The sequence below is a fragment of the Rathayibacter sp. RFBD1 genome, from assembly GCF_002932915.1.
Taxonomy (GTDB): domain Bacteria; phylum Actinomycetota; class Actinomycetes; order Actinomycetales; family Microbacteriaceae; genus Rathayibacter.
In genome coordinates this window covers 105,422-128,754 of the sequence record NZ_PSWQ01000022.1, presented here as the reverse complement: position 1 = coordinate 128,754, position 23,333 = coordinate 105,422, and the positions used below count along the sequence as shown (strand labels likewise).

The window sequence follows — 23,333 nt, the reverse complement described above, 5'->3', positions numbered from 1 at the left end:
ATCGCGGCCCCTTGCCCCACTCCTCCCGAACCGAACGCCATTTCTTGGCGGGAACGGACAGCACTGTGCTCAGCGTGCACGACCTCGAACTCCGAGTCGGCGCCCGACTCCTGATGGAGAACGTCTCCTTCCGGGTGGGCGACGGCGACAAGGTCGGCCTCGTCGGCCGCAACGGGGCGGGGAAGACGACGCTGACCAAGGTCCTCGCGGGCGACCTCATCGCCTCGAAGGGCACGGTCGACCGCGGCGGCGAGATCGGCTACCTCCCTCAGGACCCGCGCTCCGGCGACCCGGAGGAGCTCGCGCGCACCCGCATCCTCGACGCCCGCGGGCTGGGGCAGCTGGTGCTCGGCATGCAGGAGGCGACGGTCGCGATGTCGAGCAGCGACACCTCCGTGAGCGAGGCCGGCATGAAGAAGTACGGCAACCTCACGGACCGCTTCCTCTCCCTCGGCGGATACGCGGCTGAGGCGGAGGCCGCGTCGATCGCGAGCAACCTCAACCTCCCCGACCGGATCCTCGACCAGCCGCTCAAGACGCTCTCCGGTGGCCAGCGGCGCCGCATCGAGCTCGCGCGCATCCTCTTCTCCGACGCGAGCACGCTGATCCTCGACGAGCCGACGAACCACCTCGACGCCGACTCCGTCGTCTGGCTCCGCGAGTTCCTCAAGAACTACCGCGGCGGCTTCATCGTGATCAGCCACGACATCGAGCTGGTCGGCGAGACCGTGAACCGCGTCTTCTACCTCGACGCCAACCGCCAGGTCATCGACGTCTACAACATGAACTGGAAGAACTACCAGCGCCAGCGCGCCGCCGACGAGGAGCGCCGCAAGAAGGAGCGGGTCAACGTCGAGAAGAAGGCCGGCGCCCTCCAGCTGCAGGCCGCGAAGTTCGGCGCGAAGGCCTCGAAGGCCGCAGCGGCGCACCAGATGGTCGCGCGTGCCGAGCGCATGCTCAGCGGGCTCGAGGAGGTCCGTGCGGTCGACCGCGTCGCGAAGCTCCGGTTCCCGACCCCGTCCGCCTGCGGTCGCACCCCTCTGCAGGCTCAGAACCTGTCGAAGAGCTACGGCTCACTCGAGATCTTCACCGCCGTCGACCTCGCGATCGACCGCGGCTCCAAGGTCGTCATCCTGGGGCTCAACGGAGCGGGCAAGACGACGCTCCTGCGCATCCTGGGCGGCGTCGACCAGCCCGACACCGGAGTGATCGAGGCCGGGCACGGCCTCCGGATCGGCTACTACGCGCAGGAGCACGAGACGATCGACGTCAAGCGCTCGGTGCTCGAGAACATGGTCTCCTCCAGCCCGAACCTCACCGAGACCGAGGCCCGCCGGGTCCTGGGCTCGTTCCTGTTCACCGGCGACGACTCGCACAAGCCGGCCGGGGTCCTCTCCGGCGGGGAGAAGACCCGTCTCGCCCTGGCGATGATCGTGGTCTCGGGCGCGAACGTGCTCCTGCTCGACGAGCCCACCAACAACCTCGACCCCGCGAGCCGCGAGGAGATCCTCGACGCGCTCGCGCACTACGAGGGCGCGGTCGTCCTGGTCAGCCACGACGAGGGAGCCGTCGAGGCGCTGAACCCCGAGCGCGTCCTGATCATGCCGGAGGGCACCGAGGACCACTGGGCGGCCGACTACCTCGACCTGATCACGCTCGCCTAGCGGGCGTCGAGCAGCTCGTCCTCGACCTCGGAGTCGCTGCGGCCGCGGCGTCGGCGGCGCTCCTCACGCCGCTCCTCGGCCGCCACGACCTCGGGGTCGTCGGCGTTGCGGATGCGGTACTCGTGGCGGATCGCCCATCCGAGCCCGCCGAAGCCCATGACGGCGAACAGCACCCACTGGATGGCGTAGCTGATGTGCAGGCCCTCGTCGGCGACCGGCTTGATCGCGGGCAGCGGTGGAGCGTCTACCGGCGCCGGCGCCTCGGCGACCAGCAGGCCGTACGCCGAGGTCCGCAGGGGCTCGTCCAGCTGCGTCGACAGGTCGTCGAGCTGGATCGTGGCGATCTGGCCGGCCGGTGCGGAGCGTCCGTCGATCCGTCCCTCCGCGGGCTTCAGGCGGGCGACGACGGTCACCTCTCCCTCGGGCGGCGCGGGGATCGCGTCGGGGGAGTCCTGGGTCGAGCCGACGGGGACCCAGCCGCGGTCGACGACGAACACGCTGCCGTCGTCGAGCCGCAGCGGCGTCAGGATCTCGAAGCCGGGGTTGCCGTTGTAGGGCCGGTTGCGGACGAGGGTCTGCCCCTGCGTCTCGTAGACGCCGGTGATCTCGACCGGGCGGTACTCGAGCGCGTCGTCCCACGTGGAGTCGGCGGGGAGCAGGCCGTCGAGCGCCACCGGGTCGGCGGTCCAGTTCGCGGTGACCAGCCGGTTGGTCGAGGCGGCCTGGTCGAGCCGCGCGACCTGCCAGCGTGAGAGCAGCACGCAGGCGACGGCGAAGACGATCGCGAGAGCGAGGTAGCCGAACCAGCGTCGCGAGAAGACGAAGCGCCAGGAGGGACGGGGCGCGTCGCCGCTCATCGTTCCGCTCCGCGATCGACCGTGTAGAGCGGCTTCACCTCGAGCGGGAAGTCGCGGGCGAGGAGGAACTCGCGCAGGAACTCCAGGTGCTCGCCGCAGGCCAGCCAGGTCTTCCGACGGTCCTCCGCGTGGATCCTCGGGTTCCGCCACTCGATCGCGAATGTCGCCGTCCGCGGGCAGCCCGCTCGGGAGCAGGCGTGCGCGTCGGGGACCCGGCCGAGCGGGATCACGGCCGGTCTCCCCGCGGGCGGCGGGACCGGCCGGGAGAGGACGATCGCACCCGGCCGCTCGACATTGCCGCGCTCGCCCGCACTGCCGACGTTGGCCAGCACGACGGCGAAGTAGGGCAGGACCACGGCGCCGATGGCGAAGAACAGCAGCCACCAGCCGTGGGCGAAGAGCAGGCAGATGACGCAGAGCATTCTGATGCCCATGGCGATCGAGTACTTGATCGCGCGGGAGCGCCGCTCGGCGCTCGGCGACGGCGGTAGGGAGGTGAGTGTCTCGCGTGGTTTCACAGCCCTGCAAGCCTACGTCGCGGCGGGCGGGTGCAGGCCGGGAGGGCCTCATCCCGGAATCTGTTGCGCGACGCGCCTCTAGGATGTACGGGTCGCCCGGCGCCGCACGAGCGCCGGCAGGAGGGACACCATGACCACGCCGCGCACCGTCCTCGTCACCGGGGGCAACCGGGGGATCGGCTTCGCCATCGCCCAGGAGTTCGTGGCCGCCGGTCACCGGGTCGCCGTGACCGCGCGCTCGGGCTCCGGCCCGGAGGGCTCCCTCACCGTCGTCGCGGACGTGACCGACTCCGCCTCCATCGACGCCGCGTTCACGCAGGTCGAGGCCGAGCTGGGCCCGGTCGAGATCCTGGTGGCGAACGCGGGCATCACCCGCGACACCCTGCTGCTGCGCATGACGGAGGAGGACTTCACGTCCGTCGTCGACACGAACCTCACCGGGGCGTTCCGCGTCGTCAAGCGCGCATCGAAAGGGATGCTCAAGCAGCGCTTCGGCCGCGTCGTCCTCATCTCCAGCGTGGTCGGCCTCTACGGGTCGCCGGGCCAGATCAACTACTCCTCGTCGAAGGCCGCCCTCGTGGGCTTCGCCCGCTCGCTGACCCGCGAGCTCGGCGCCCGCAACATCACCGCCAACGTCGTCGCTCCCGGCTTCATCGAGACCGACATGACCGCGGAGCTCGCCCCGGAGCAGCAGGCGGAGTACCGGAAGAGCATCCCGCTCGCCCGCTACGGCACCGCTGCCGAGGTCGCGAAGGTCACGCGCTGGCTGGCCGGCGACGAGGCCGCGTACATCTCGGGTGCCGTGATCCCGGTCGACGGCGGCCTCGGGATGGGCCACTGACCGATAAGCCCTGGGCTTATATCCGACGGATATAAGCTCTAGGCTTATGCGATGACCTCCTCTGATGTCGTCGCCGTGCTCCTGGACCTGGTGACCTCCCGCTCCCTCGTCGACCGCGCGGGTGCTCAGCGCGAGATCGAGCGGGGCTTCGCCGAGGTGGAGGCCGCGGTCCCGGCGATCCAGCCCCTGCACCCGACGGTCGGCGACGAGTTCCAGGCGATCTACCCCTCCGTCCACGCCGCGCTCCGGGCGACGCTGCAGGCGCGCCTCTCGCTCCCGGCCGGCGTCGACTGCCGCGCGGGCATCGGCCTGGGCGAGGTCCGGGTGGTCGGATCGGGGATCGCCGGGGACCTCGAGGACGGGTCCGGCTGGTGGCGCGCGCGCGAGGCCATCGATCGCGCCCACGCGCTCGAGGACGGTGCCGTGCCCACGGCCCGCGGATGGTTCGTCGCCGGGGACGCCGACGGGGACTCCGGCGAGGCGGCGGTCAACGCCTACCTCCTCTCCCGCGACGCCCTGGTCGGAGCGCTCAGCGCGCGCGATCGCCGACTCGTGCTGGGGAGCCTGCGCGGAGCGTCGCAGAAGGAGCTGGGCGAGCAGGAGTCGATCTCGCAGCCCGCCGTCTCGCAGGCGCTGCGGCGCGCGGGAGCGGGCGCCCTCCTCGCCGGCGCCCGCCTGCTGGAGGAGACGTGCTGACGGCGCTGCTGCTCGCCGTGATCGGACTCGGCGACCTCGCGCGCACGCACCTCCGCCGCCGTGCGGCCCTCCTCGCGATCCCCGTGCTCGCCGCCGCAGCCGTGACCGCAGCGCTCCTCGTCGGAGCCCCGCCGCTCGGTGCGGCGATCGTCGTCGTCCTGGCCGGAGCCTGGCTGCTGACGACCACGACCGTCGAGAACGCGCGGCCGCCCGGGGGTCTGCGTCCGGCCGTCGCCCTCGTCGCGGCGGTCCTGGTGCTGACCGCTGTCGACCGCGCCGCCGGCGTCCCGACGGGGCCGCTCGCGCCGACCACCGTCGCGAGCACGCTCCCTCCGATCGAGCAGCTCGCTCTGGCGGTCGGAGCCGGGCTCTTCCTGCTGGAGAGCGGCAACGTGATCGTGCGGGCGGCGCTGTTCCGCGAGCTCCCGCAGGCCGAGCCCGCGCCGCGTCCGCGCTGGAGCGAGCGGTTCGCGCGTCGGGAGCCGGCCGACGCCCGCCTGCCGGACCTCCAGGGCGGGCGCACGATCGGACCGCTGGAGCGGCTGCTGATCGCCGGTCTCACGCTCGCCGGAGCGATCGGCCTCGCCGGTGCCGTGCTCGCGGCCAAGGGGATCGTGCGCTTCCCCGAGATCTCCCGCGACGGCGGCAGCGGCGAGAAGGCGGAGTACTTCCTGGTGGGCTCGCTCGTCAGCTGGGCGCTGGCGCTCGGCTGCGCCGGACTCGTCGCGATCGCGGGCCGCTGACCTCCCTGAGGCCGGGGGAGGCGGGCCTCAGCCGCGGAGGCCGAGGACAGGCAGCAGCTGCGACAGGTCGAGGCCGCCGACGACGAGGTCGGCGCGCTCGCGCACCAGGGGCTTGGCGTTGAAGGCGACCGCGAGGGAGGCGACCGCCATCATCTCCAGGTCGTTCGCACCGTCGCCGACGGCGATCGTGCGCTGCGGCGGGACGCCCGAGACCGCCGCCCACTCGCGGAGCGCCTCCGCCTTGGCCGCGGCGTCGATGACCGCCCCGTCGACCGCTCCGGTCAGCAGGCCGTCCCCGCAGCAGAGGCGGTTGGCCCGGACGAAGTCGAGGCCGAGCGCACCGGCGACCGGGTCGAGGACCTCGTGGAACCCTCCGGACACCACACCGATGCGGCCGCCGGCGGCGTGGACGCCGGCCACGAGCTCGGCGGCGCCGGGCGTGACGCGTACGCCCGAGCTCACACCGGGGAGCACCGACTCCGGGACCCCGGCGAGAGTGGCGACCCGCTCGCGGAGGCTCTCGCCGAAGTCGAGCTCGCCGCGCATCGCCCGCTCCGTGACGGCGGCGACGCGCTCCTCGGAGCCGGCGTGCACCGCGAGGAGCTCGATCACCTCGTCCTGGAGGAGGGTGGAGTCCGCGTCGAGGACGACGAGGAATCGGGCAGGCGTCGCAGGACGCTCACTCATGGGCCGGTCCGATCGGTCGGGTGGGCGCGCCGGGGCGCAGAGCTCGACCCGCGGGGGTGCTACGGGTGGACGACGACGCCCTTGCCGACGACGGTGATGCCCGACTCGGTGACGGTGAACCCGCGCTCGCGATCGCGGTCGTGGTCCACGCCGACTCGAGCACCGGGCTCGACGACGACGTCCTTGTCGAGGATAGCGCGGACGACCAGCGCGTCCGGGCCGATGCGGACCTTGTCGAAGACCACCGAGTCGGTGACCGTCGCGTTCGACTCGATGACCGTCCAGGGCCCGACGACGCTGCGCTCGATGTGCGCGCCCGAGATCACGGTGCCGAGCGAGACGACCGAGTCGACCGTCGATCCCATGTTGCCCTTGCCGTCGCGGACGATCTTGGCCGGAGGGGAGTTCAGCTGCGACGAGAAGATCGGCCACTGCTGGTTGTAGAGGTTGAAGACCGGCAGCGCCGAGATGAGGTCCTGGTGGGCCTCGAAGAAGGAGTCGATGGTGCCGACGTCCCGCCAGTAGTAGCGGTCGCGGTCGGTCGAGCCGGGGACGTCGTTGAGCTTGAGGTCGTAGACGCCGGCCTCGCCGCGCGCGACGAAGTCGGGGATGATGTCGCCGCCCATGTCGTGGTCCGACGTGGAGGACTCGCCGTCGCGGATGACCGCGTCGATCAGGGCGTCCGCGTCGAAGACGTAGTTGCCCATGGAGGCGAGGACCTCGTGCGGGGAGTCCGCCAGGCCGACCGCGTCCTTGGGCTTCTCGAGGAACTCGGAGATCATCGTCGGGACGATGCCGTCGCCCGCCTCGTCACCGGCGAGCTGGATGACGCCGAACTGGTCCGCGAGCTCGATCGGCTGGCGGATGGCCGCGACGGTCGCCTTCGCACCGGACGTGATGTGCGCGTCGATCATCTGCGAGAAGTCCATGCGGTAGACGTGGTCGGCGCCGACCACGACGACGATGTCGGGCTTCTCGTCGCGGATCAGGTTGAGGCTCTGCAGGATCGCGTCGGCCGAGCCGCTGAACCAGCGCTTGCCCAGGCGCTGCTGCGCGGGGACCGAGGCGACGTAGGAGTTCAGGAGCCCGGAGAGGCGCCAGGTCTGCGAGACGTGGCGGTCGAGCGAGTGCGACTTGTACTGCGTCAGCACGACGATCTGAGTGAGACCGGAGTTGATCAGGTTGGACAGCGCGAAGTCGATCAGCCGGTACTGCCCGCCGAACGGCACCGCGGGCTTGGCCCGGTCCGCCGTGAGGGGCATGAGGCGCTTTCCCTCGCCGCCGGCGAGGACGATGCCGAAGATCTTCTTTGACTGCATGGCACCACAGTAGGGGCTCGGGCTTCCCCGTGGACCCCGGCTGTCGCCGGGGGAGCGCCCTGTACTACGGTTCGGGGGTGCGAGTCGATCTGCTGACCAAGGAATACCCGCCCGAGGTGTACGGGGGAGCCGGTGTCCACGTGGCCGAGCTCACCAAGGCGCTGCGCAGCGACCTGGAGGTCGTGGTGCGCTGCTTCGGCGCGCCGCGCGAGGAGGAGGGCACGTTCGCGTACTCCGTCCCCGCGGAGCTCGCCGAGGCGAACGGCGCGCTGCAGACCCTCGGGGTCGACCTGCAGATCGCGCAGGACGCGGCGGGGGCCGACCTGGTCCACTCCCACACCTGGTACGCCAACGCCGCGGGGCGTCTCGCCCAGCTCCTGCACGGCATCCCGCACGTGGTCTCGGCGCACAGCCTCGAGCCGCTGCGTCCGTGGAAGGCCGAGCAGCTCGGCGGCGGCTACCGCGTCTCGAGCTGGATCGAGCGGGAGGCGTACGAGAACGCCGACGCCGTGATCGCAGTGTCCGGCGGCATGCGCGAGGACATCCTCCGCTCCTACCCGGCCCTGGACCCGGCGAAGGTCCACGTGGTCTACAACGGCATCGACCTCGACGCCTGGCACCCGGTCGAGGACGAGGCCGTCCTCGCCGAGCTGGGCATCGACCCCTCGCGCCCCTCCGTGGTCTTCGTCGGCCGCATCACCCGGCAGAAGGGCCTGCCCTACCTGCTCCGCGCCGCGGCGACCCTGCCTCCCGAGGTGCAGCTCGTGCTCTGCGCGGGCGCCCCCGACACCCCCGAGATCATGGCCGAGGTCACCTCCCTCGTCCGCAGCCTCCAGGAGGAGCGCACCGGCGTCGTCTGGATCGACCGGCACCTACCGCGCCACCAGCTCTCCGCGGTCCTGACGAACGCGACCACGTTCGTCTGCCCCTCGATCTACGAGCCCCTCGGCATCGTCAACCTCGAGGCGATGGCCTGCGGTGCGGCGGTCGTCGGGACGGCGACCGGCGGCATCCCGGAGGTCGTCGACGACGGCGTGACCGGCCGTCTCGTCCCGATCGAGCAGGTCACCGACGGCACCGGCACCCCCGTGGACCCGGAGCGCTACGTCGCCGACCTGGCCGCCGCCCTCGCCGAGGTCGTCGCCGACCCGGAGACGGCGAAGCGGATGGGCGCCGCGGGCCGCGAGCGCGCGCAGAGCCACTTCAGCTGGACGCAGATCGCGCGGGACACCCGGGCGATCTACGACTCGCTCGTCTGAGCCTCCCGGCCGCCTCCTTTAGAATGGCTCCCATGCCCAGCGTTGTCTCGTTCGTCGATGTGTCCTTCGTCCGGAACGGCAAGCGGATCCTCGACCACGTGTCGTGGGACGTGGCCGAGGACGAGCGCTGGGTGATCCTCGGCCCCAACGGGGCGGGCAAGACCTCGATCCTGCAGATCGCCGCCGCGCAGAACTACCCCTCGACCGGTGCCGCGCACCTGCTCGAGGAGACCCTCGGCCGGGTCGACGTGTTCGAGCTGCGCCCGCGCATCGGCTACGCCTCGACCGCGATGGCGCGCCGCCTCCCGGCCGGCGAGAGCGTGCTCGACGTCGTGATGACCGCCGCCTACGCCGTCACCGGCCGCTGGAACGAGGGCTACGACGCGATCGACGAGCGCCGCGCCCGCCGCGTGCTGTCCGAGTGGAAGCTCGAGCACCTCGCCGAGCGCACCTTCGGGACGCTCTCGGACGGCGAGCAGAAGCGCGTCCAGATCGCCCGCGCGATCATGACCGACCCCGAGCTGCTCCTGCTCGACGAGCCGGCAGCGAGCCTCGACCTCGGCGCCCGCGAGGAGCTCGTCCAGCTGCTGGGCGGCTTCGCGAAGGACCCGGCGTCGCCCGCGATCGTGATGGTGACCCACCACGTCGAGGAGATCCCCGACGGCTTCACCCACGCCCTGCTCCTCCGCGACGGAGCGGTGGTGGCGGCGGGCCCGCTGGCCGAGTCCCTGACCGAGGCGACGCTCGCCGAGACCTTCGGGCTCGACATCGCTCTCACCCGCGAGAACGGGCGCTTCTCGGCCCGCGCCCGCGGCTGACCCCGGCTCCGGGATCCGGGCGCGGCGCGACTTCTGCGCGCGCTGCCGGTCTGGTATTCTCGGTAGCTGGTTCGGGCCCGTTCGCGGTGCGCCCGCCCTCATCCACCCGTTCCCGTCGACGACAGGTGCGGTTCAGGACCATCGACGACAGGACACGACCATGAAGACCGACATCCACCCCGAGTACTCCGCGATCGTCTTCCGCGACCTCGCGTCCGGTGAGACCTTCCTCACCCGCTCGACCGCGAAGAGCAGCAAGACGATCGAGCTCGACGGCGTGACCTACCCCGTCATCGACGTCGAGATCTCCTCCGCCTCGCACCCGTTCTACACGGGCAAGCAGCGCATCATGGACTCGGCCGGCCGCGTCGAGAAGTTCAACAGCCGCTACAAGAACTTCGGCAAGTAGCACTCCTCGAAGGGCCCTCGACCTCACGGTCGGGGGCCCTTCATCGTTCCCGGGGGGCGGTCCTCAGTAGCGGTAGAAGCCCTCTCCGGTGGCCGTTCCGAGGCGGCCGCGATCGAGGTACTCCGTCTTCAGGTGGGCGGCGAAGGCCTGGGAGGCCTCGTCCGGGGCCGCGGCGGCGATGTTGTAGGCGGTCCGCAGACCGACGACGTCGAAGATCTGGAAGGGTCCGAGCGGGGCGCCGGTGCCGATCCTCCAGGTCTTGTCGATGGTCTCGTGGTCGGCGTAGCCGCCCATGAGCAGCCCCGACGCGGCGTTGAGGAGCGGCACCAGCAGCGAGTTCAGGACGTAGCCGGCCTTCTCCTTCTGCAGCCTGATGGGCTCGAGGCCGCTGGAGACGGCGAACTCCACGACGGCGTCGACCACGGCGGGGTCCGTGTCCACCGTCCCCATGATCTCGGCCGTGTTCTGCGCCCAGACGTGGTTGGCGTAGTGCAGCGCGAGGAACCGATCGGGTCGGCCGGTCGAGGCCTTCAGGTCGCTGGGGAGCAGCGTGGACGAGTTGGTCGCGAAGACCGTGCGCTCGGGAGCGAGCGCACCCAGGCGGCCGTACAGCTCCTGCTTCAGGCCCAGGTCCTCGGGGACGGCCTCGATCACGAGGTCGGCGTCGGCGACAGCCTCCGCGAGGTCGGAGGTGAGGCGGAGGGAGTCGAGCGCCTCCTGCGGTCCGCCGGCGACGCCGCCGGGCACCGACTCGTAGACGCCCGCGAGACCGCGGAGCCGCTCGCGCGCCGACTCGAGGACGTCGTCGGAGAGGTCGTAGACGGTGACGGCGAAGCCGTGGAAGGACGACTGGAAGGCGATCTGGGAGCCGAGCACTCCGCTGCCGAGGACGGTGACCGTGCGGATCGTGGGCATGACTTCTCCTTGCGAGAGGGGGGGAGGGGGAACACGTGCTCACCCGATCCCACAGCGCCGCGGTCCGCGGAGCGAGGGCTTGCGCCGACGGGCGGGCCGTGGCCGTCGGGGAGCCGGCGCGGTAGCGTCCCGGCATGGTGTCCTTCGCCGACAAGCCGATCCTGCCGTTCACGACTCCCGAGGAGTGGGACGCCTACCTCCGCGGCGAGCCCGACCCGGACGGAGTCCGGCTGAAGCTGCGGAAGAAGGCCGCCGTGGATCCGGGGATCACCTACGCTGAGGCGCTCGACATCGCGCTCTGCCACGGCTGGATCGACGGTCAGGCGGGAGCCTTCGACGAGCAGTTCAAGCTCCAGGCCTTCACCCCGCGGCGTCGCGCGAGCCCGTGGTCCAAGGTCAACCGCGATCATGTCGCACGGCTGCTGGCGGAGGGTCGGATGCTGCCGGGCGGGCTGGCCGAGGTCGAGCGGGCACGTGCCGACGGGCGCTGGGACGCGGCCTACCGGCAGCGCGATGCGGAGGTGCCGGACGACTTCCAGCGGGCGCTCGACGCGGATCCGCAGGCGCTGGCCTTCTTCGCGACCGTCGGCGGGCAGAAGCGCTTCGCGTTCCTCTTCCGCCTCTCGCAGCTGAAGCGGGCGGCGACGCGGGAGCGGCGGATCGCGGAGTACGTGGCGCTCCTGCGCGAGGGGCGCACGCTGATCTGAGGGGTCAGTGGCGGACCGGCCAGCCCCCGTCGGCGACGAAGGACTCGTCGCGGACGCGGCGCATGTACTCCTGGAAGGACTCGGCCTGGGTGCGGCACCAGTCGACCTGGAGCGCGTGCAGGGCCTCCGCGCCGACTCCGAGCTCGTCCGCGAAGGCGCGGCCCAGCGCCTGGGCGACGCGGCCCGCCGCGATCGCGTCCGCGCCCGCGTCGTGTGCCTCGGTGAGGGCGACGCCGTAGTGCTCGGCTGCGAGGGTCAGGGTGCGCTTGCCCTTGCGGTAGCGGTCCACCGCCTTGTCGATCACGAGCGGATCGACGACGGGGCTCGGGTCGAGCAGCACGGGCACGCCCCAGCGGCGCGCCTCGTGGGCGAGGAGTGAGAGGTCGTAGGGGGCGTTGTAGACGACGACCGGGATGCCGCGGGCGAGGAGCGAGCGCAGCGCCTCGGAGATCTCGGCCACGACCTCGCCGGCGGGGCGGCCGTGCGCGCGGGCGTGCTCGGTGCTGATCCCGTGGACGGCGGAGGCGCCGGCCGGGATCTCGACCCCGGGATCGGCGAGCCAGGTCGTGCCCTCGATCGGCTCGCCCGCCGCGTCGATCACGCCGACGTGCGCGGTGACGATGCGGCTCGTGCGGACGTCGATGCCGGTGGTCTCGAGGTCGAACACGGCCAGCAGATCGAACCACCGCGCCCCCTCGGAGGGGACGAGCTCCTGCTCGGCGTCGTCGAACAGCATCGGCTCGGTCTGCGTCTCGGTCGTTCCGGTGGTGCTCACGCCGACAGCCTAAAGGGGGCCTCCGACATCGGCCGGAGGCCCCTCGGCGTGCTGCCGGGTCAGCGGGCCTCGTGCGCCTTGGCGACGTGGAGCCAGAAGAAGCCCTGCGTGCCGAGTGTCATCGTCAGCGTGCCGTCGTCCGAGAATCCGGGGAAGCGGCCGCCGCCGAACAGGTCGCTGAGCGTCGATCCGGGGTTCTCCGGGTCCGTGATCGTGACCGAGACCGGGTTGTGGTTGAAGCTGAAGACGCAGAGCACCTCCTCGGGCTGGTCGCCCATCTCGGAGCCCGAGCCGGCGTAGTCCCGCACGAAGGCGAGCACCGACTCGTGGTCCGTCTCGAGGACGCGCATCGACCCGAGGCCGAACGCCGGGTGGCCGCGGCGCACGTGCAGGACGTTCCGCATCCAGTGCAGCAGGGAGCGGGACTGCGCCAGCTGCGCCTCCACGTTGACCTGGTTGTAGTGGTAGACGAGCGACTGGACGATCGGCTGCACGAGCTTGCCGGGGTCGGCGGCCGAGAAGCCGGCGTTGCGGTCGGGCGTCCACTGCATCGGCGTGCGCGACGCGTCGCGGTCGTTGAGCCAGATGTTGTCGCCCATGCCGATCTCGTCGCCGTAGTACAGGAACGGGCTGCCGGCGAGGGAGAAGAGCAGGGCGTTGATCAGCTCGAGCTCGGCGCGCGAGTTGTCCAGAAGCGGCGCGAGCCTGCGGCGGATGCCGATGTTGGAGCGCATCCGCGGGTCGTAGGCGTACCAGCCGTACATGGCCTGGCGGTACTCCTCGGACACCATCTCGAGCGTGAGCTCGTCGTGGTTGCGGAGGAACACGCCCCAGGCGGCGCCGCTGGGGATGTCGAACGTCTCGGAGAGCACCTTCTTCAGCTCGTTCGCCGTCTGCGCGCGGAGGGAGTAGAAGATGCGCGGCATGACCGGGAAGTCGAACGCCATGTGACACTCGGGCTCCTCCTCCGTGCCGAAGAACGCGGCGACCTCCCGCGGCCACTGGTTCGCCTCGGCGATCAGGATGCGGCCGGGGTAGTCGCGGTCGACCATGGTGCGGAGGTTCTTGATGAACTCGTGGGTGGGCGGCTCGCCCTCTCCGTTGCCCTCGTCGGACTCGTAGAGGTAGGGGATCGCGTCGAGCCGGATGCCGTCGACGCCGAGGTCGAGCCAGAACTTGACCACGTCGTGGATCGCCTCGTGCACGGCGGGGTTCTCGAAGTTGAGGTCCGGCTGGTGCGAGAAGAAGCGGTGGAAGTAGAACTGGCGGCGCTCGGCGTCGAAGGCCCAGTTCGAGTCCTCGGTGTCGACGAAGATGATGCGGATGTCCGGCCACTTGTCGTCGGTGTCGTTCCAGACGTAGAAGTCGCCGTAGGGGCCCTCGGGGTCGGACCGGGACTGCTGGAACCACTCGTGCTGGTCGCTGGTGTGGTTGAGCGGGAAGTCCATCACGATGCGCATGTTGCGCTCGTGGGCCTTCCGCACGAGGTCGCGGAAGTCCTCCATCGTGCCGAACTCGGGGAGGATCGCCTTGAAGTCGGAGACGTCGTAGCCGCCGTCGCGCAGAGGCGACATGTAGAACGGCGGGAGCCAGAGGGCGTCGATCCCGAGCCACTGCAGGTAGTCGAGCTTGGAGGCGAGCCCGTTGATGTCGCCGGCGCCGTCGCCGTTGGAGTCGTAGTACGACCGGATCATCACCTCGTAGAACACCGCCCGGCGGTACCACTGGGGGTCGAGGGCGAGTCCGGGGAGTTGGATCGGCGACGTGAAGCTCACGGTGCTCCTTCTGCTGCTGCCTGAGCGGATGACCGTCTCGCGAGACGGGTGGGCGGTGCGCCGTGTTGCGAGCGCGTGATCATGCTCCCGGCTCGGATCGAGGCCACGCAAGGCGTTGCGGCCAGATCTTCGACGGGCTTTCCCTACGATAAGGAACGCGATGACCACTCCCTCCCCCTACGCCTCCGATCTCGGCCGTGTCCCCGTCCGCGAGGCCGCGGTGGACGTCGCCGGATCCCGCACCGCCTACTGGACCTACGGCGCTCCGGACGCCTCGACCGTCCTCGTGCTGGTGCACGGGTTCCGCGGCGAGCACCACGGCCTCGAGCCCGTCGTCGCCCGTCTGCTCGCCGGGGGAGCGGACGTGCGGGTCGTCGCTCCCGACCTGCCCGGCTTCGGCGCCTCGACCCCCATGACGCGCCTGCCGCACGACGTGGACGGCTACGCCTCCTGGCTCGGCTCCTTCCTCGACGCGCTGGGGCTCCGCGGTGAGGCGGCCGTCCTCGGCCACTCCTTCGGCTCGATCGTCGCGGCCGCGGCCGTCGCCGACGGGCTGCCCGCTCCGCTCCTGGTGCTGGTCAACCCGATCGGCGCGCCCGCCCTGCAGGGTCCGCGCGGCGTCCTGACCAGGCTCGCCGTCCTCTACTACCGGCTCGGCGCGCTCCTGCCGGGGCCCCTCGGACGCCGCCTGCTCAGCGACCCGCTGATCGTGCGGGTGATGAGCCTGGCGATGGTGAAGACGAAGGAGCCGGCGCTGCGACGCTTCGTGCACGACCAGCACGACCGCTACTTCAGCGCCTTCGCCTCCCGCGACACGGTCCTCGAGGCGTTCCGCGCCTCCGTCTCGCACGACGTCGGCGAGTACGCCTCCCGGATCCGGGTGCCGACGCAGCTGATCGCCGCGGCGCAGGACGACATCACTCCGCTCTCGGCGCAGTACCGCCTGCTCGAGAGGCTGCCGCACGCCCGCCTGCACGTCATCGACGGAGTCGGCCACCTGATCCACTACGAGACGCCGGACGAGGCCGCCGCCGTGCTGCGGACGGCCCTCGAGGAGGGGATCGACCGATGAGGATCGTCGTCGACTGCCGGTACACCCGGCTCGAGCGGCACGACGGGATCAGCCGCTACACCGCGGAGCTCGTCCGCGAGCTCGCGAAGCTGCACGACGTGACCATGCTGATCAGCGACCGCCGCCAGCTCGCGATGCTCCCGTCGCTCCCGTGGGAGCGCGTGACCGGGCCGACCAGCCCGTTCGAGCCGTTCGTCGCGCTGCTGGTGAACCGGCTGCGGCCCGACGTGGTCTTCTCGCCGATGCAGACCATGGGCTCGCTCGGCCGCCGCTACCGGCTCGTCCTGACCGTGCACGACCTCATCTACTACCGCCACCGCACTCCGCCGCGCGACCTGGCCGCTCCCGTGCGCGCGCTCTGGCGGCTCTACCACCTCGCCTGGTGGCCGCAGCGGAGGCTCCTTCAGCGCGCCGACGCGGTCGTCACCGTCTCGGAGACCACCCGCGACCTGATCCGCTCCCACCGCCTCACCATCCGGCCGGTGGTCGTCGTCCCGAACGCGGCGACCGAGCCCGACGAGGCGAGCGCCGCTCTGGCGGGATCGCTGCCGGACCGGTCGGCCGCGCGCTCGCTCGTCTACATGGGCTCGTTCATGCCCTACAAGAACGTCGAGACGCTCGCGCGCGCGATGCGGCTGCTGCCCGACTACGAGCTGCACCTGATGAGCCGGGCGAGCGACGAGACCGTCGAGACGCTCCGGGCCCTGGCGCCGACCGCGAAGCTGGTGTTCCACCAGGGGGCGCCGGACGCGGAGTACCGTGCGGTGCTCGCGCGGGCGACCGCTCTCGTGACGGCGAGCAGGGACGAGGGCTTCGGGATCCCGCTGGTCGAGGCGATGGCGCTCGGGACGCCGGTCGTGGTGAGCGACATCCCGATCTTCCGCGAGATCGCCCAGGACGCCGCCGTGTACGTCGACCCGTCGAGCGCGAAGGGCATCGCGGACGGCGTGCGGTCGCTCGAGGACGGCGCCGTGTGGCGGACGCACTCGGCCCGGGCGAGGGAGCGGGCCGCGGCCTTCTCCTGGCGCGACTCCGCCCGGGTGCTCTTCGGGCTCCTGCAGGACCTCGGCCGGCGCTGACGCGGTCCGGCGATCGGACCGCCTCCGGGAGGCGGGCCGTCAGGCTCCCGGGGCCGGGCTGAGCACGTCGTCGAGGTCGACGTCCGCCACGACCACGTCGCCGGAGTCGTCGACGCCGACGATGCGCAGTGCCCCGTCGACGATCGCGAAGTCGTGCCGGGAGCCGTTGCCGACCGAGACGCCGTGTACGGGGAGGTCCTCGCTGCTGAGCGCGCGGATCAGGCTGCCGATGACCGCACCGTGCGTGGCGACGACGACGGACGCGCCGGGAAGCGCTCGGCCACCTCGCGCAGCGCGGCGGTCGCCCGCTCGACGACCTCGGCGCGGGTCTCGCAGCCGGGGATCGGCGCGCGCTCGATGCCTCCGGGGAAGCGCTCGGCGAGCTCGGGACCGGTCATCCCCTCCGCCTCGCCGTAGGCGCGCTCGGCCAGGCCCGGCACCGCCAGCGGCTCGTCGAGGCCGAGACCGCGCGCGATGATGGCTCCGGTGTCGAAGGCGCGCTGCAGCGGACTGGCGACCACGGCGTCGAAGCGCCGGTCGGCGAGCAGCCGCGCCGCCGCCCGCGCCTGGGCGCGCCCGGTCGCATTGAGCGGGATGTCGCTCCTGCCCTGGATGCGCCGGGCGGCGTTCCAGTCGGTCTGGCCGTGGCGGACGAGGGTGAGCTGGGTCACAGGGGCCTCTCGGGAGGTCGGGTGCGGAGCGGGCGGGAGCTCAGAGGGCGGCGGTGCGGCGCGCGGGCAGGCGCTCGGCGAGCTCGCGGAGCACCTCGCTGGTGCCGCCGTCGATCTTGATGCTCGCGCGCGAGTCGCCCTTGGTGGTGCCGCGGTTGACGATCACGATCGGCATCCGGGCGCGACGGGCGATCTCGAGGAAGCGGATGCCGGAGTTGACCACGAGCGACGAGCCGGCCACGAGCAGCGCGTCGGCGCCCGCGACGATGGCGCGCGCCTCCTCGAACCGCTCGGTCGGGATGAACTCGCCGAAGAAGACGATGTCCGGCTTCAGGATCCCGCCGCAGACCGTGCACTCGGGGACGGTCATCGCCGAGACGTCGTGGACCTCGGCGTCGCCGTCGGGGTTGAGGGAGGAGACGTCGGGGTCGTCGAGCCAGGGGTTGAGCGCCTCGATCCGCTCGGCCACCGCGTCGCGGGCGAAGTACTGGCCGCAGGTCATGCAGCGCACACGGTCCGCCGAGCCGTGCAGATCCACCACGCGGCGCGAGCCGGCTCGGACGTGCAGGCCGTCGACGTTCTGCGTGACGACGCCCGTGAGCAGGCCGCGCTCCTCGAGCCGGGCCAGGGCCCGGTGGCCGTCGTTGGGGAGCGTGCTGGTGAAGCGGCGCCAGCCGAGCTGGCTGCCGGCCCAGTACCGGCGGCGGTAGTCGGGATCGGCGACGAACTGGGAGTAGGTCATCGGGCTGCGCACCGGTGCCCCGGCTCCGCGGTAGTCGGGGATGCCCGAGTCGGTGCTCATGCCCGCGCCGGTGACGGCGGCGATGCGGCGCCCGCTGAGGAGTTCGACGGCCTGCTCGACCGCGAGCGCCTCGGGGCCCTCGGCGACCGGTGTCGGACTCGACTCCATCCGCGCCTCCTTCGAGGGCCGTTCGAGCGGCCCCTGGACGAGTTTAGTCCGCGCCGTGCCCTAGATTGCCGGGATGCCGATCGTGCACATCACCGACCTCGACCACCCGCTCCTCGCCGACTACCACCGCCTCACCGACGTGGCGCTGCGGCGGGTGCTGGAGCCGGAGGGCGGTCTGTACATCGCCGAGTCGGCCAAGGTGATCGAGCGGGCGCTCGACGCCGGGCACCGTCCCCGCTCGGTCCTGGTGCAGGAGAAGCGGCTGCCGGACGCGGCCGGGGTGCTCGAGCGTCATCCCGAGGTGCCGGTCTTCGTGGCGCCGGATCCGCTGATCGAGGAGCTGACCGGGTTCCACCTCCACCGCGGAGCGCTCGCCTCGATGCACCGTCCGCCGCTGCGGCCGATGGCCGAGCTGCTGGAGGGCGCGCGCCTCGTCGTGATCCTGGAGGACCTGGTCGACCACACCAACGTCGGCGCCGTCTTCCGCGCCGCGGCCGGCATGGGCGCGGACGCGGTGCTCGTGACGCCGCGGTGTGCGGACCCCCTGTACCGGCGCAGCGTCCGGGTGAGCATGGGCACGGTCCTGCAGGTGCCGTGGACGCGCACCCCCGAGTGGGCACCGGCCCGCCGCGCTCTGGAGGAGGCCGGGTTCTCGGTCGCCGCGCTGGCGCTCGCTCCGGACGCGGTGCCGCTCGACGAGTACGCGGCGGCTCGCCCCGAGCGCGTCGCGATCGTCCTGGGCGCCGAGGGGGACGGGCTCAGCCGCGCGGCGCTGGACGCCTCGGACACCGTCGTCACCATCCCGATGCTGCACGGCGTCGACTCGCTCAACGTGGCCTCGGCGAGCGCCGTCGCACTGTGGGCGCTGACCCGCGGGCGCTGACCGCCGGGCTCCAGCGCTCGGCGGCCCGGTGGTGACCCGCCGCTGACGCTCGCGACGCGGGATCGGGGTCGGTGCCGCGCGTCACCCGCCGCGTCCGACGACGGGGCGGCGTCCGGGACGGGTGAGAGGCCCGCCCGTACGATGACGGGGTGACCTCCCCGACCCGATCCGACGACGCCCTCGACCTGTTCGGGGAGCCCGCCGCGCCGGAGCCGCGACCGCGTCGACGGCGCGGGGCGGTCGTCGCCGGTCTCGTCGCTGCGACCGTGCTGGTCGGTGGAGGCGGTGCCTACGCGACCAACGCGGCGACCGCGGAGCTGCCGACGGCGAGCGCCGTCGCGGTGGACCCCGTCTCGAGCACCGTCGACGCGCCCGCTCCGGCCTGGCCGGCCTACGGCTCCGGCGCCGTGGCGGCCGTGGGCATCGACGGGACGGAGGAGGACGGGCTGCTCGCCCGCTACGGCTCCACCGGAACCGTGCCGACGGGGAGCATCGCCAAGGTCGTCACCGCTCTCGTCGTCCTCGCGGCGAAGCCGATCGCAGAGGGGACGGACGGGGAGACCATCACCTTCACGAGCGCGGACGTGCAGTACTACAACGACACCCTGGCCGAGAACGGCTCGAACGCTCCGGTCACCGCGGGTCTGCAGCTGACCGAGCGGGAGGCGCTGACCGCCATGATGCTCCCGTCCGCGAACAACTACGCGAAGTCCCTCGCGATCTGGGCGTACGGCTCGGAGGACGCCTTCCTCGCCGCGGCGCGCGGCTGGCTCGACGGGCAGGGGCTCGAGCGGACCTCCCTCGCCGACACCAGCGGGCTCTCGCCGGCGACGGTCAGCACGACGGCCGAGATGGTGCGCCTGGGCGAGCTGCTGATCGCGGACCCGGTGCTCGCTCCGATCGTCGCGACGCCGACCGCGGTCATCCCGGGGGTCGGCGAGGTCGACAACACCAACTCGCTCCTCGGCCGCTCGGGAGTGGACGGTATCAAGACGGGGACGACCGACGAGGCGGGCTCGTGCCTGCTGTTCTCGCTCGACGCGACCGTCGAGGGCCGGCCGGTCACCCTCGTCGGCGTGGTGGTGGGCGCGCGCACGCACCCGCAGCTCGCCGCGGACGTGCTGACCCTCGTCCCGACCGTCGAGGCGGGCTTCCGGACCGTCCCGCTGACCGTCGAGGGCCAGGACTACGGCACCCTCACGAGCGCCTGGGGAGAGACGGCGACGGCCGAGACCGCGGAGGCGCGGTCCGTGCTGGTGTGGGGTGCGGTCTCGACGACGACCACGGTCGCCCTCGATCCGCTCGAGACCGTCGCCGACGGCGAGCGCGTGGGGACCGCGACCGTCGACGTCAACGGCACCCCGTACGAGCTTCCCCTCGTCGCCGACGGGTCGATCGAGGACCCGGGCTTCGCCTGGCGCCTCGGCCACCCGGCCGAGCTGTTCGGCTGAGCGCGGGGCGAGCCGCCGCCTCCCGGGAGCGGATCAGGCCAGGGGATCCGCGGCCCGGTCGTCGATGATCCGCACGCCCGCGGTCGCGATGTCCTCGGCGACCTCCTCCGGCGTCGCGTTGCCCGGCACGACCGAGCCCGGCTCCGAGGCCGCGGGATCGGTGCTCCAGCGCTCGGCGGAGGGCCGCTTGGCGGTGATGAAGTCGCCGGAGGACTGGTGGCGGACGCGGCGCAGCACCCACGGCACGAGGTACTCCCGCGCCCACTGGATGTCCTCCGTGCGGGCGGCACGCCAGGTGCGGGCGTGCAGCGGCTCCGGGGCCAGGGGGCGCAGGTCGTTCTCGACGTTCAGCGACTCGAGGACCATGCGCGCGACCTCGTGGTGGCCGTGCGGGTTGAGGTGCAGGCGGTCCGGCGCCCACATCCGCACGTCCTGGATCTCCTGGAGGGACCACTGGTCGGCGACGATGCAGTCGTACCGCTTGGCCAGCGACCGCAGGTTCTCGTTGTAGATCGCGACCTTCCCGCGGATCCGTCCGAACACGGGGGAGAAGCCCACATCCACTCCGGTGAAGAGGACGACGGTCGCCCCGTCGGAGCGGAGCCGGGCGAGGCCCGACTCGAAGCGGGACGCGATGTCGTCGGGGTCGGTCCCCGGGCGGATGACGTCGTTCCCGCCCGCGGAGATGGTGATGAGGTCGGGGCGCAGCTCCAGGGCGGGCTCGACCTGCTCGTCGACGATCTGCTGCAGGAGGCGGCCGCGGACCGCCAGGTTGGCGTAGGCGAAGTCCTCGTTCTGGCTGCCCAGGACCTCCGCCACGCGGTCCGCCCAGCCGCGGTGCCCGCCGGGGCTGCCGGGCTCGGGATCGCCGATCCCCTCGGTGAAGGAGTCGCCCAGGGCGACGTAGCGGGACCACGGATGACGCTGCTCGACCATCCCTCCATCATGCTCCGCACCCGGCCGCCGGTGGCACGGCGCGACACGCCGTGCGCCTCCCGGCGGGCCGCGGAGACCGAGCCGCTGTCGGAGGCGTCGGCTAGATTCGGTCCACGTGAACAGTCCCTCGAGCTTCGGTCATCAGGTCGGCACCTCCGCCGCTGAGCACCTGTCCCCGTCGTTCCCGGGCAGGGCACCGTGGGGTACCGCGAACAAGCTCCGCGCCTGGCAGGCGGAGGCGCTCGAGGCCTACTTCCAGCACGAGCCGCGCGACTTCCTGGCTGCCGCGACCCCGGGCGCGGGCAAGACCACCTTCGCGCTGCGGCTGGCCGCCGAGCTGCTGCACAACCGCACGGTCGACCGGATCACCGTGGTCGCTCCGACGGAGCACCTCAAGCGCCAGTGGGCCGAGGCCGCGCACCGCGTCGGCATCCGCCTGGACCCGACCTTCACCAACCGCATGGGCCGCCACGCCCGCCACTACCACGGCGTCGCCGTCACCTACGCGCAGGTCGCCGTCCGCGCCGAGCTCCACCGCGAGCTCACCCTGTCCGGCCGCACCCTCGTCATCCTCGACGAGGTGCACCACGCCGGCGACGCCCTCAGCTGGGGCGACGCGGTGCGCGAGGCCTTCGAGCCCGCGGTCCGCCGGCTCTCGCTGACCGGGACGCCGTTCCGCTCGGACACGGCGGCGATCCCGTTCGTCAGCTACCTGCCGGACGAGGAGGGCATCCGCACCTCGCTCACCGACTACGCCTACGGCTACGGCCGCGCGCTCGCGGACGGCGTCGTCCGGCCGGTGCTGTTCATGGTCTACGCCGGGCAGATGCGCTGGAAGTCGAAGGCCGGCGACGAGATGGAGGCGCGGCTCGGCGAGGGCAACACCAAGGACATCACCTCGCAGGCCTGGCGGACCGCGCTGGACCCGAAGGGCGACTGGATCCCCTCGGTCCTCCGCGCCGCCAACACCCGCCTCACCGAGGTGCGGCGCGCCGTGCCCGACGCCGGCGGCCTGGTCATCGCGACCGACCACTACACCGCGCGCGCCTACGCCGCGATGCTCCGCGAGATCAGCGGCGAGACCGTCACCGTCGTGCTCTCCGACGAGAAGGAGGCGAGCGACCGGATCGAGGAGTTCGCGAAGGACACCAGTCGCTGGATGGTCGCGGTCCGCATGGTCTCCGAGGGCGTCGACGTGCCGAGGCTCGCCGTCGGCGTCTACGCGACATCGGCGTCGACTCCTCTGTTCTTCGCCCAGGCGATCGGCCGCTTCGTGCGCGCGCGGCGCCGCGGCGAGACCGCCTCGGTGTTCCTCCCGAACGTGCCCGGCCTGCTCGCGCTGGCGGGCTCGATGGAGCTGCAGCGCGATCACGCCCTCGACCGCAGGACCTCCGACGACGAGGAGTACCCCGAGGCCGACCTGATGGCCGACGCCGAGCGCAGCGACAAGGCGTCCTCCGATCTCCTGGAGGAGGGCCGCTTCGAGTCGATCGGCTCGGCCGCCACCTTCGACCGCGTCGTCTACGAGGGCGCCGAGTTCGGGATGGAGGTCGAGGTCGAGAGCGAGGAGGAGCTCGACTTCATCGGCCTGCCGGGGCTCCTCGAGCCCGACCAGGTGCGGGAACTGCTCCAGCACCGGCAGCAGCGGCAGGCCAAGCGCGCCGGCAGCCGCGCGGGCGCGGCGGCCCCGGCCGAGCCGGCGAGCGAGATCCCGGCGCCGCTCTACCGCACGCTCAAGGAGCAGCGCAGCCTGCTCAACTCCCTGGTCGGCCTGTGGGCACGGGGGACGGGCGAGTCGCACGGCCAGGTGCACACCGAGCTGCGCCGGCTCTGCGGCGGACCCGCGGTGGCGCAGGCGAGCGTGACCCAGCTGCAGGCGCGGATCGATCTCCTGCGGCGCAGGCTCGGCTCGCACTGATCGCGGTGCGGCGCCCCGGTCCGTGGCGACGTGGCCCTGACGACGGGGCCGATCGCTGCTCCCGCCCAGCCCGGCCGGCCCCTCCGCGTGCGCCGGACAGTCCCTCCGGCGCGTTCTAGCCGATGCACCCGGCGCGGCGCCAGCCCTCCCCGGCGGACCGGGCGCGACCGTACTGTTCGAGAGTGACCCACCGGAACGACCTGCCCGCTCACGCGCCCGCAGGACGAACCGGACGGGGGTTCCGGCCGCCGGTCGTGACCACCGGAGGAGGACCGCGCGATGAGCGCTGACCGTCAGGGGAATGCTCGAGACACGCTCGCTAAGCTGAGCAGTCGGTCCGTCGCGGAAGTGACGGACCATCACCCCCGACGTCGGGCATCCGCAGACCGCACATCGGCGTCTCCCGGACTGCCCGAGAACAATCCCCTGA

23 protein-coding genes are annotated in these 23,333 nt (G+C 72.2%); 13 read left to right on the top strand and 10 right to left on the bottom strand.

The genetic code is table 11. The annotated features are described in order from the left end of the window. The first annotated feature begins 65 nt into the window (after positions 1-65). A complete protein-coding gene (locus C5D50_RS12725; protein ID WP_104221943.1) occupies positions 66-1,664 on the top strand; it encodes an ABC-F family ATP-binding cassette domain-containing protein in 1,599 nt (532 codons plus the stop codon). Here C5D50_RS12725 and C5D50_RS12720 read toward each other — a convergent pair. Both C5D50_RS12720 and C5D50_RS17020 read right to left on the bottom strand, forming a co-directional pair. Further along, positions 1,661-2,521 carry an SURF1 family protein gene (locus C5D50_RS12720; RefSeq protein WP_104283671.1) on the bottom strand — a complete coding sequence of 287 codons (861 nt, stop codon included), beginning with the start codon at positions 2,519-2,521 and terminating at the stop codon, positions 1,661-1,663. The genes C5D50_RS12725 and C5D50_RS12720 overlap by 4 nt on opposite strands. Then, on the bottom strand, positions 2,518-3,039 hold the full coding sequence (locus C5D50_RS17020) for a DUF3099 domain-containing protein (protein WP_374955383.1): 522 nt from the start codon (positions 3,037-3,039) through the stop codon (positions 2,518-2,520). Before C5D50_RS17020 ends, C5D50_RS12720 begins: the two co-directional genes overlap by 4 nt. A gap of 130 nt (positions 3,040-3,169) precedes the next feature. On the opposite strand from C5D50_RS17020, the gene C5D50_RS12705 reads away from it, so the two are divergent. From C5D50_RS12705 to C5D50_RS12695, 3 genes are read left to right on the top strand one after another with little or no spacing between them, the layout of a single operon-like run. Beyond that, the gene (locus tag C5D50_RS12705; protein ID WP_104283664.1) at positions 3,170-3,880 is read left to right on the top strand and encodes a beta-ketoacyl-ACP reductase; all 711 of its coding nucleotides are present in this window, start codon (positions 3,170-3,172) and stop codon (positions 3,878-3,880) included. A 51-nt stretch (positions 3,881-3,931) separates the two neighbouring features. Further along, positions 3,932-4,576 carry a SatD family protein gene (locus C5D50_RS12700; RefSeq protein WP_104221954.1) on the top strand — a complete coding sequence of 215 codons (645 nt, stop codon included), beginning with the start codon at positions 3,932-3,934 and terminating at the stop codon, positions 4,574-4,576. Continuing rightward, positions 4,570-5,319 (top strand): hypothetical protein, encoded by a 750-nt coding sequence (locus C5D50_RS12695; RefSeq protein ID WP_104283663.1) that lies wholly within the window; start codon positions 4,570-4,572, stop codon positions 5,317-5,319. Before C5D50_RS12700 ends, C5D50_RS12695 begins: the two co-directional genes overlap by 7 nt. Before the next feature lie 27 nt (positions 5,320-5,346). On the opposite strand, the gene serB is transcribed toward C5D50_RS12695, so the two are convergent. Together serB and C5D50_RS12685 are read right to left on the bottom strand one after the other, a co-directional pair. Continuing rightward, on the bottom strand, positions 5,347-6,006 hold the full coding sequence (gene serB / locus C5D50_RS12690) for a phosphoserine phosphatase SerB (RefSeq protein ID WP_104246808.1): 660 nt from the start codon (positions 6,004-6,006) through the stop codon (positions 5,347-5,349). Between the two features lie 59 nt (positions 6,007-6,065). Next, the gene (locus C5D50_RS12685; RefSeq protein ID WP_104221960.1) at positions 6,066-7,325 is read right to left on the bottom strand and encodes a glucose-1-phosphate adenylyltransferase; all 1,260 of its coding nucleotides are present in this window, start codon (positions 7,323-7,325) and stop codon (positions 6,066-6,068) included. A 77-nt stretch (positions 7,326-7,402) separates the two neighbouring features. Here C5D50_RS12685 and glgA point away from each other — a divergent pair, with 77 nt between their 5' ends. From glgA to C5D50_RS12670, 3 genes are all read left to right on the top strand, one after another. Continuing rightward, positions 7,403-8,584, top strand: coding sequence for a glycogen synthase (gene glgA / locus C5D50_RS12680; protein WP_104225282.1), 1,182 nt, complete (start codon positions 7,403-7,405; stop codon positions 8,582-8,584). A gap of 32 nt (positions 8,585-8,616) precedes the next feature. Continuing rightward, positions 8,617-9,402: an ABC transporter ATP-binding protein gene (locus C5D50_RS12675; protein WP_104221964.1), complete on the top strand. Its 786-nt coding sequence runs from the start codon at positions 8,617-8,619 to the stop codon at positions 9,400-9,402. 160 nt (positions 9,403-9,562) lie between these two features. Then, a complete protein-coding gene (locus C5D50_RS12670) occupies positions 9,563-9,811 on the top strand; it encodes a type B 50S ribosomal protein L31 (protein WP_068253003.1) in 249 nt (82 codons plus the stop codon). A 63-nt stretch (positions 9,812-9,874) separates the two neighbouring features. Here the strand turns inward: C5D50_RS12670 and C5D50_RS12665 are convergent, their stop codons facing one another. Continuing rightward, positions 9,875-10,726, bottom strand: a complete 852-nt coding sequence (locus C5D50_RS12665) for a 3-hydroxyacyl-CoA dehydrogenase (RefSeq protein ID WP_104283662.1) — start codon at positions 10,724-10,726, stop codon at positions 9,875-9,877. Positions 10,727-10,860: 134 nt separating this feature from the next. Between C5D50_RS12665 and C5D50_RS12660 the strand changes: the two genes are divergently transcribed. Then, complete coding sequence (locus C5D50_RS12660; RefSeq protein ID WP_104237473.1) at positions 10,861-11,433, top strand: YdeI family protein; 573 nt, start codon at positions 10,861-10,863, stop codon at positions 11,431-11,433. Between the two features lie 4 nt (positions 11,434-11,437). On the opposite strand, the gene C5D50_RS12655 is transcribed toward C5D50_RS12660, so the two are convergent. After that, positions 11,438-12,169 (bottom strand): 3'-5' exonuclease, encoded by a 732-nt coding sequence (locus tag C5D50_RS12655; RefSeq protein ID WP_104222136.1) that lies wholly within the window; start codon positions 12,167-12,169, stop codon positions 11,438-11,440. Positions 12,170-12,267: 98 nt separating this feature from the next. Beyond that, positions 12,268-13,983, bottom strand: coding sequence for a maltose alpha-D-glucosyltransferase (gene treS / locus C5D50_RS12650; protein WP_104221970.1), 1,716 nt, complete (start codon positions 13,981-13,983; stop codon positions 12,268-12,270). Positions 13,984-14,143: 160 nt separating this feature from the next. Here treS and C5D50_RS12645 point away from each other — a divergent pair, with 160 nt between their 5' ends. Together C5D50_RS12645 and C5D50_RS12640 are read left to right on the top strand one after the other, a co-directional pair. Next, on the top strand, positions 14,144-15,055 hold the full coding sequence (locus tag C5D50_RS12645) for an alpha/beta fold hydrolase (RefSeq protein WP_104283661.1): 912 nt from the start codon (positions 14,144-14,146) through the stop codon (positions 15,053-15,055). Continuing rightward, complete coding sequence (locus C5D50_RS12640; RefSeq protein ID WP_104283660.1) at positions 15,052-16,134, top strand: glycosyltransferase family 1 protein; 1,083 nt, start codon at positions 15,052-15,054, stop codon at positions 16,132-16,134. Before C5D50_RS12645 ends, C5D50_RS12640 begins: the two co-directional genes overlap by 4 nt. A 218-nt stretch (positions 16,135-16,352) precedes the next feature. On the opposite strand, the gene C5D50_RS12635 is transcribed toward C5D50_RS12640, so the two are convergent. Together C5D50_RS12635 and C5D50_RS12630 are read right to left on the bottom strand one after the other, a co-directional pair. Next, positions 16,353-16,805 (bottom strand): histidine phosphatase family protein, encoded by a 453-nt coding sequence (locus C5D50_RS12635; protein ID WP_258069624.1) that lies wholly within the window; start codon positions 16,803-16,805, stop codon positions 16,353-16,355. Between the two features lie 40 nt (positions 16,806-16,845). Beyond that, positions 16,846-17,715: a Sir2 family NAD-dependent protein deacetylase gene (locus tag C5D50_RS12630; RefSeq protein ID WP_104250355.1), complete on the bottom strand. Its 870-nt coding sequence runs from the start codon at positions 17,713-17,715 to the stop codon at positions 16,846-16,848. A gap of 73 nt (positions 17,716-17,788) precedes the next feature. Here C5D50_RS12630 and C5D50_RS12625 point away from each other — a divergent pair, with 73 nt between their 5' ends. Both C5D50_RS12625 and C5D50_RS12620 read left to right on the top strand, forming a co-directional pair. Then, positions 17,789-18,598: an RNA methyltransferase gene (locus C5D50_RS12625; RefSeq protein ID WP_104232619.1), complete on the top strand. Its 810-nt coding sequence runs from the start codon at positions 17,789-17,791 to the stop codon at positions 18,596-18,598. A 149-nt stretch (positions 18,599-18,747) separates the two neighbouring features. Beyond that, positions 18,748-20,049 (top strand): D-alanyl-D-alanine carboxypeptidase family protein, encoded by a 1,302-nt coding sequence (locus C5D50_RS12620; protein ID WP_104283659.1) that lies wholly within the window; start codon positions 18,748-18,750, stop codon positions 20,047-20,049. Between the two features lie 33 nt (positions 20,050-20,082). Here C5D50_RS12620 and C5D50_RS12615 read toward each other — a convergent pair whose 3' ends face one another. Further along, entirely contained in the window at positions 20,083-20,985 is a 903-nt protein-coding gene (locus C5D50_RS12615) for an SGNH/GDSL hydrolase family protein (protein WP_104283658.1), read from the bottom strand. A 115-nt stretch (positions 20,986-21,100) separates the two neighbouring features. On the opposite strand from C5D50_RS12615, the gene C5D50_RS12610 reads away from it, so the two are divergent. Further along, entirely contained in the window at positions 21,101-22,903 is a 1,803-nt protein-coding gene (locus C5D50_RS12610; RefSeq protein WP_104237466.1) for a DEAD/DEAH box helicase, read from the top strand. The last annotated feature ends 430 nt before the right edge of the window (positions 22,904-23,333 follow it).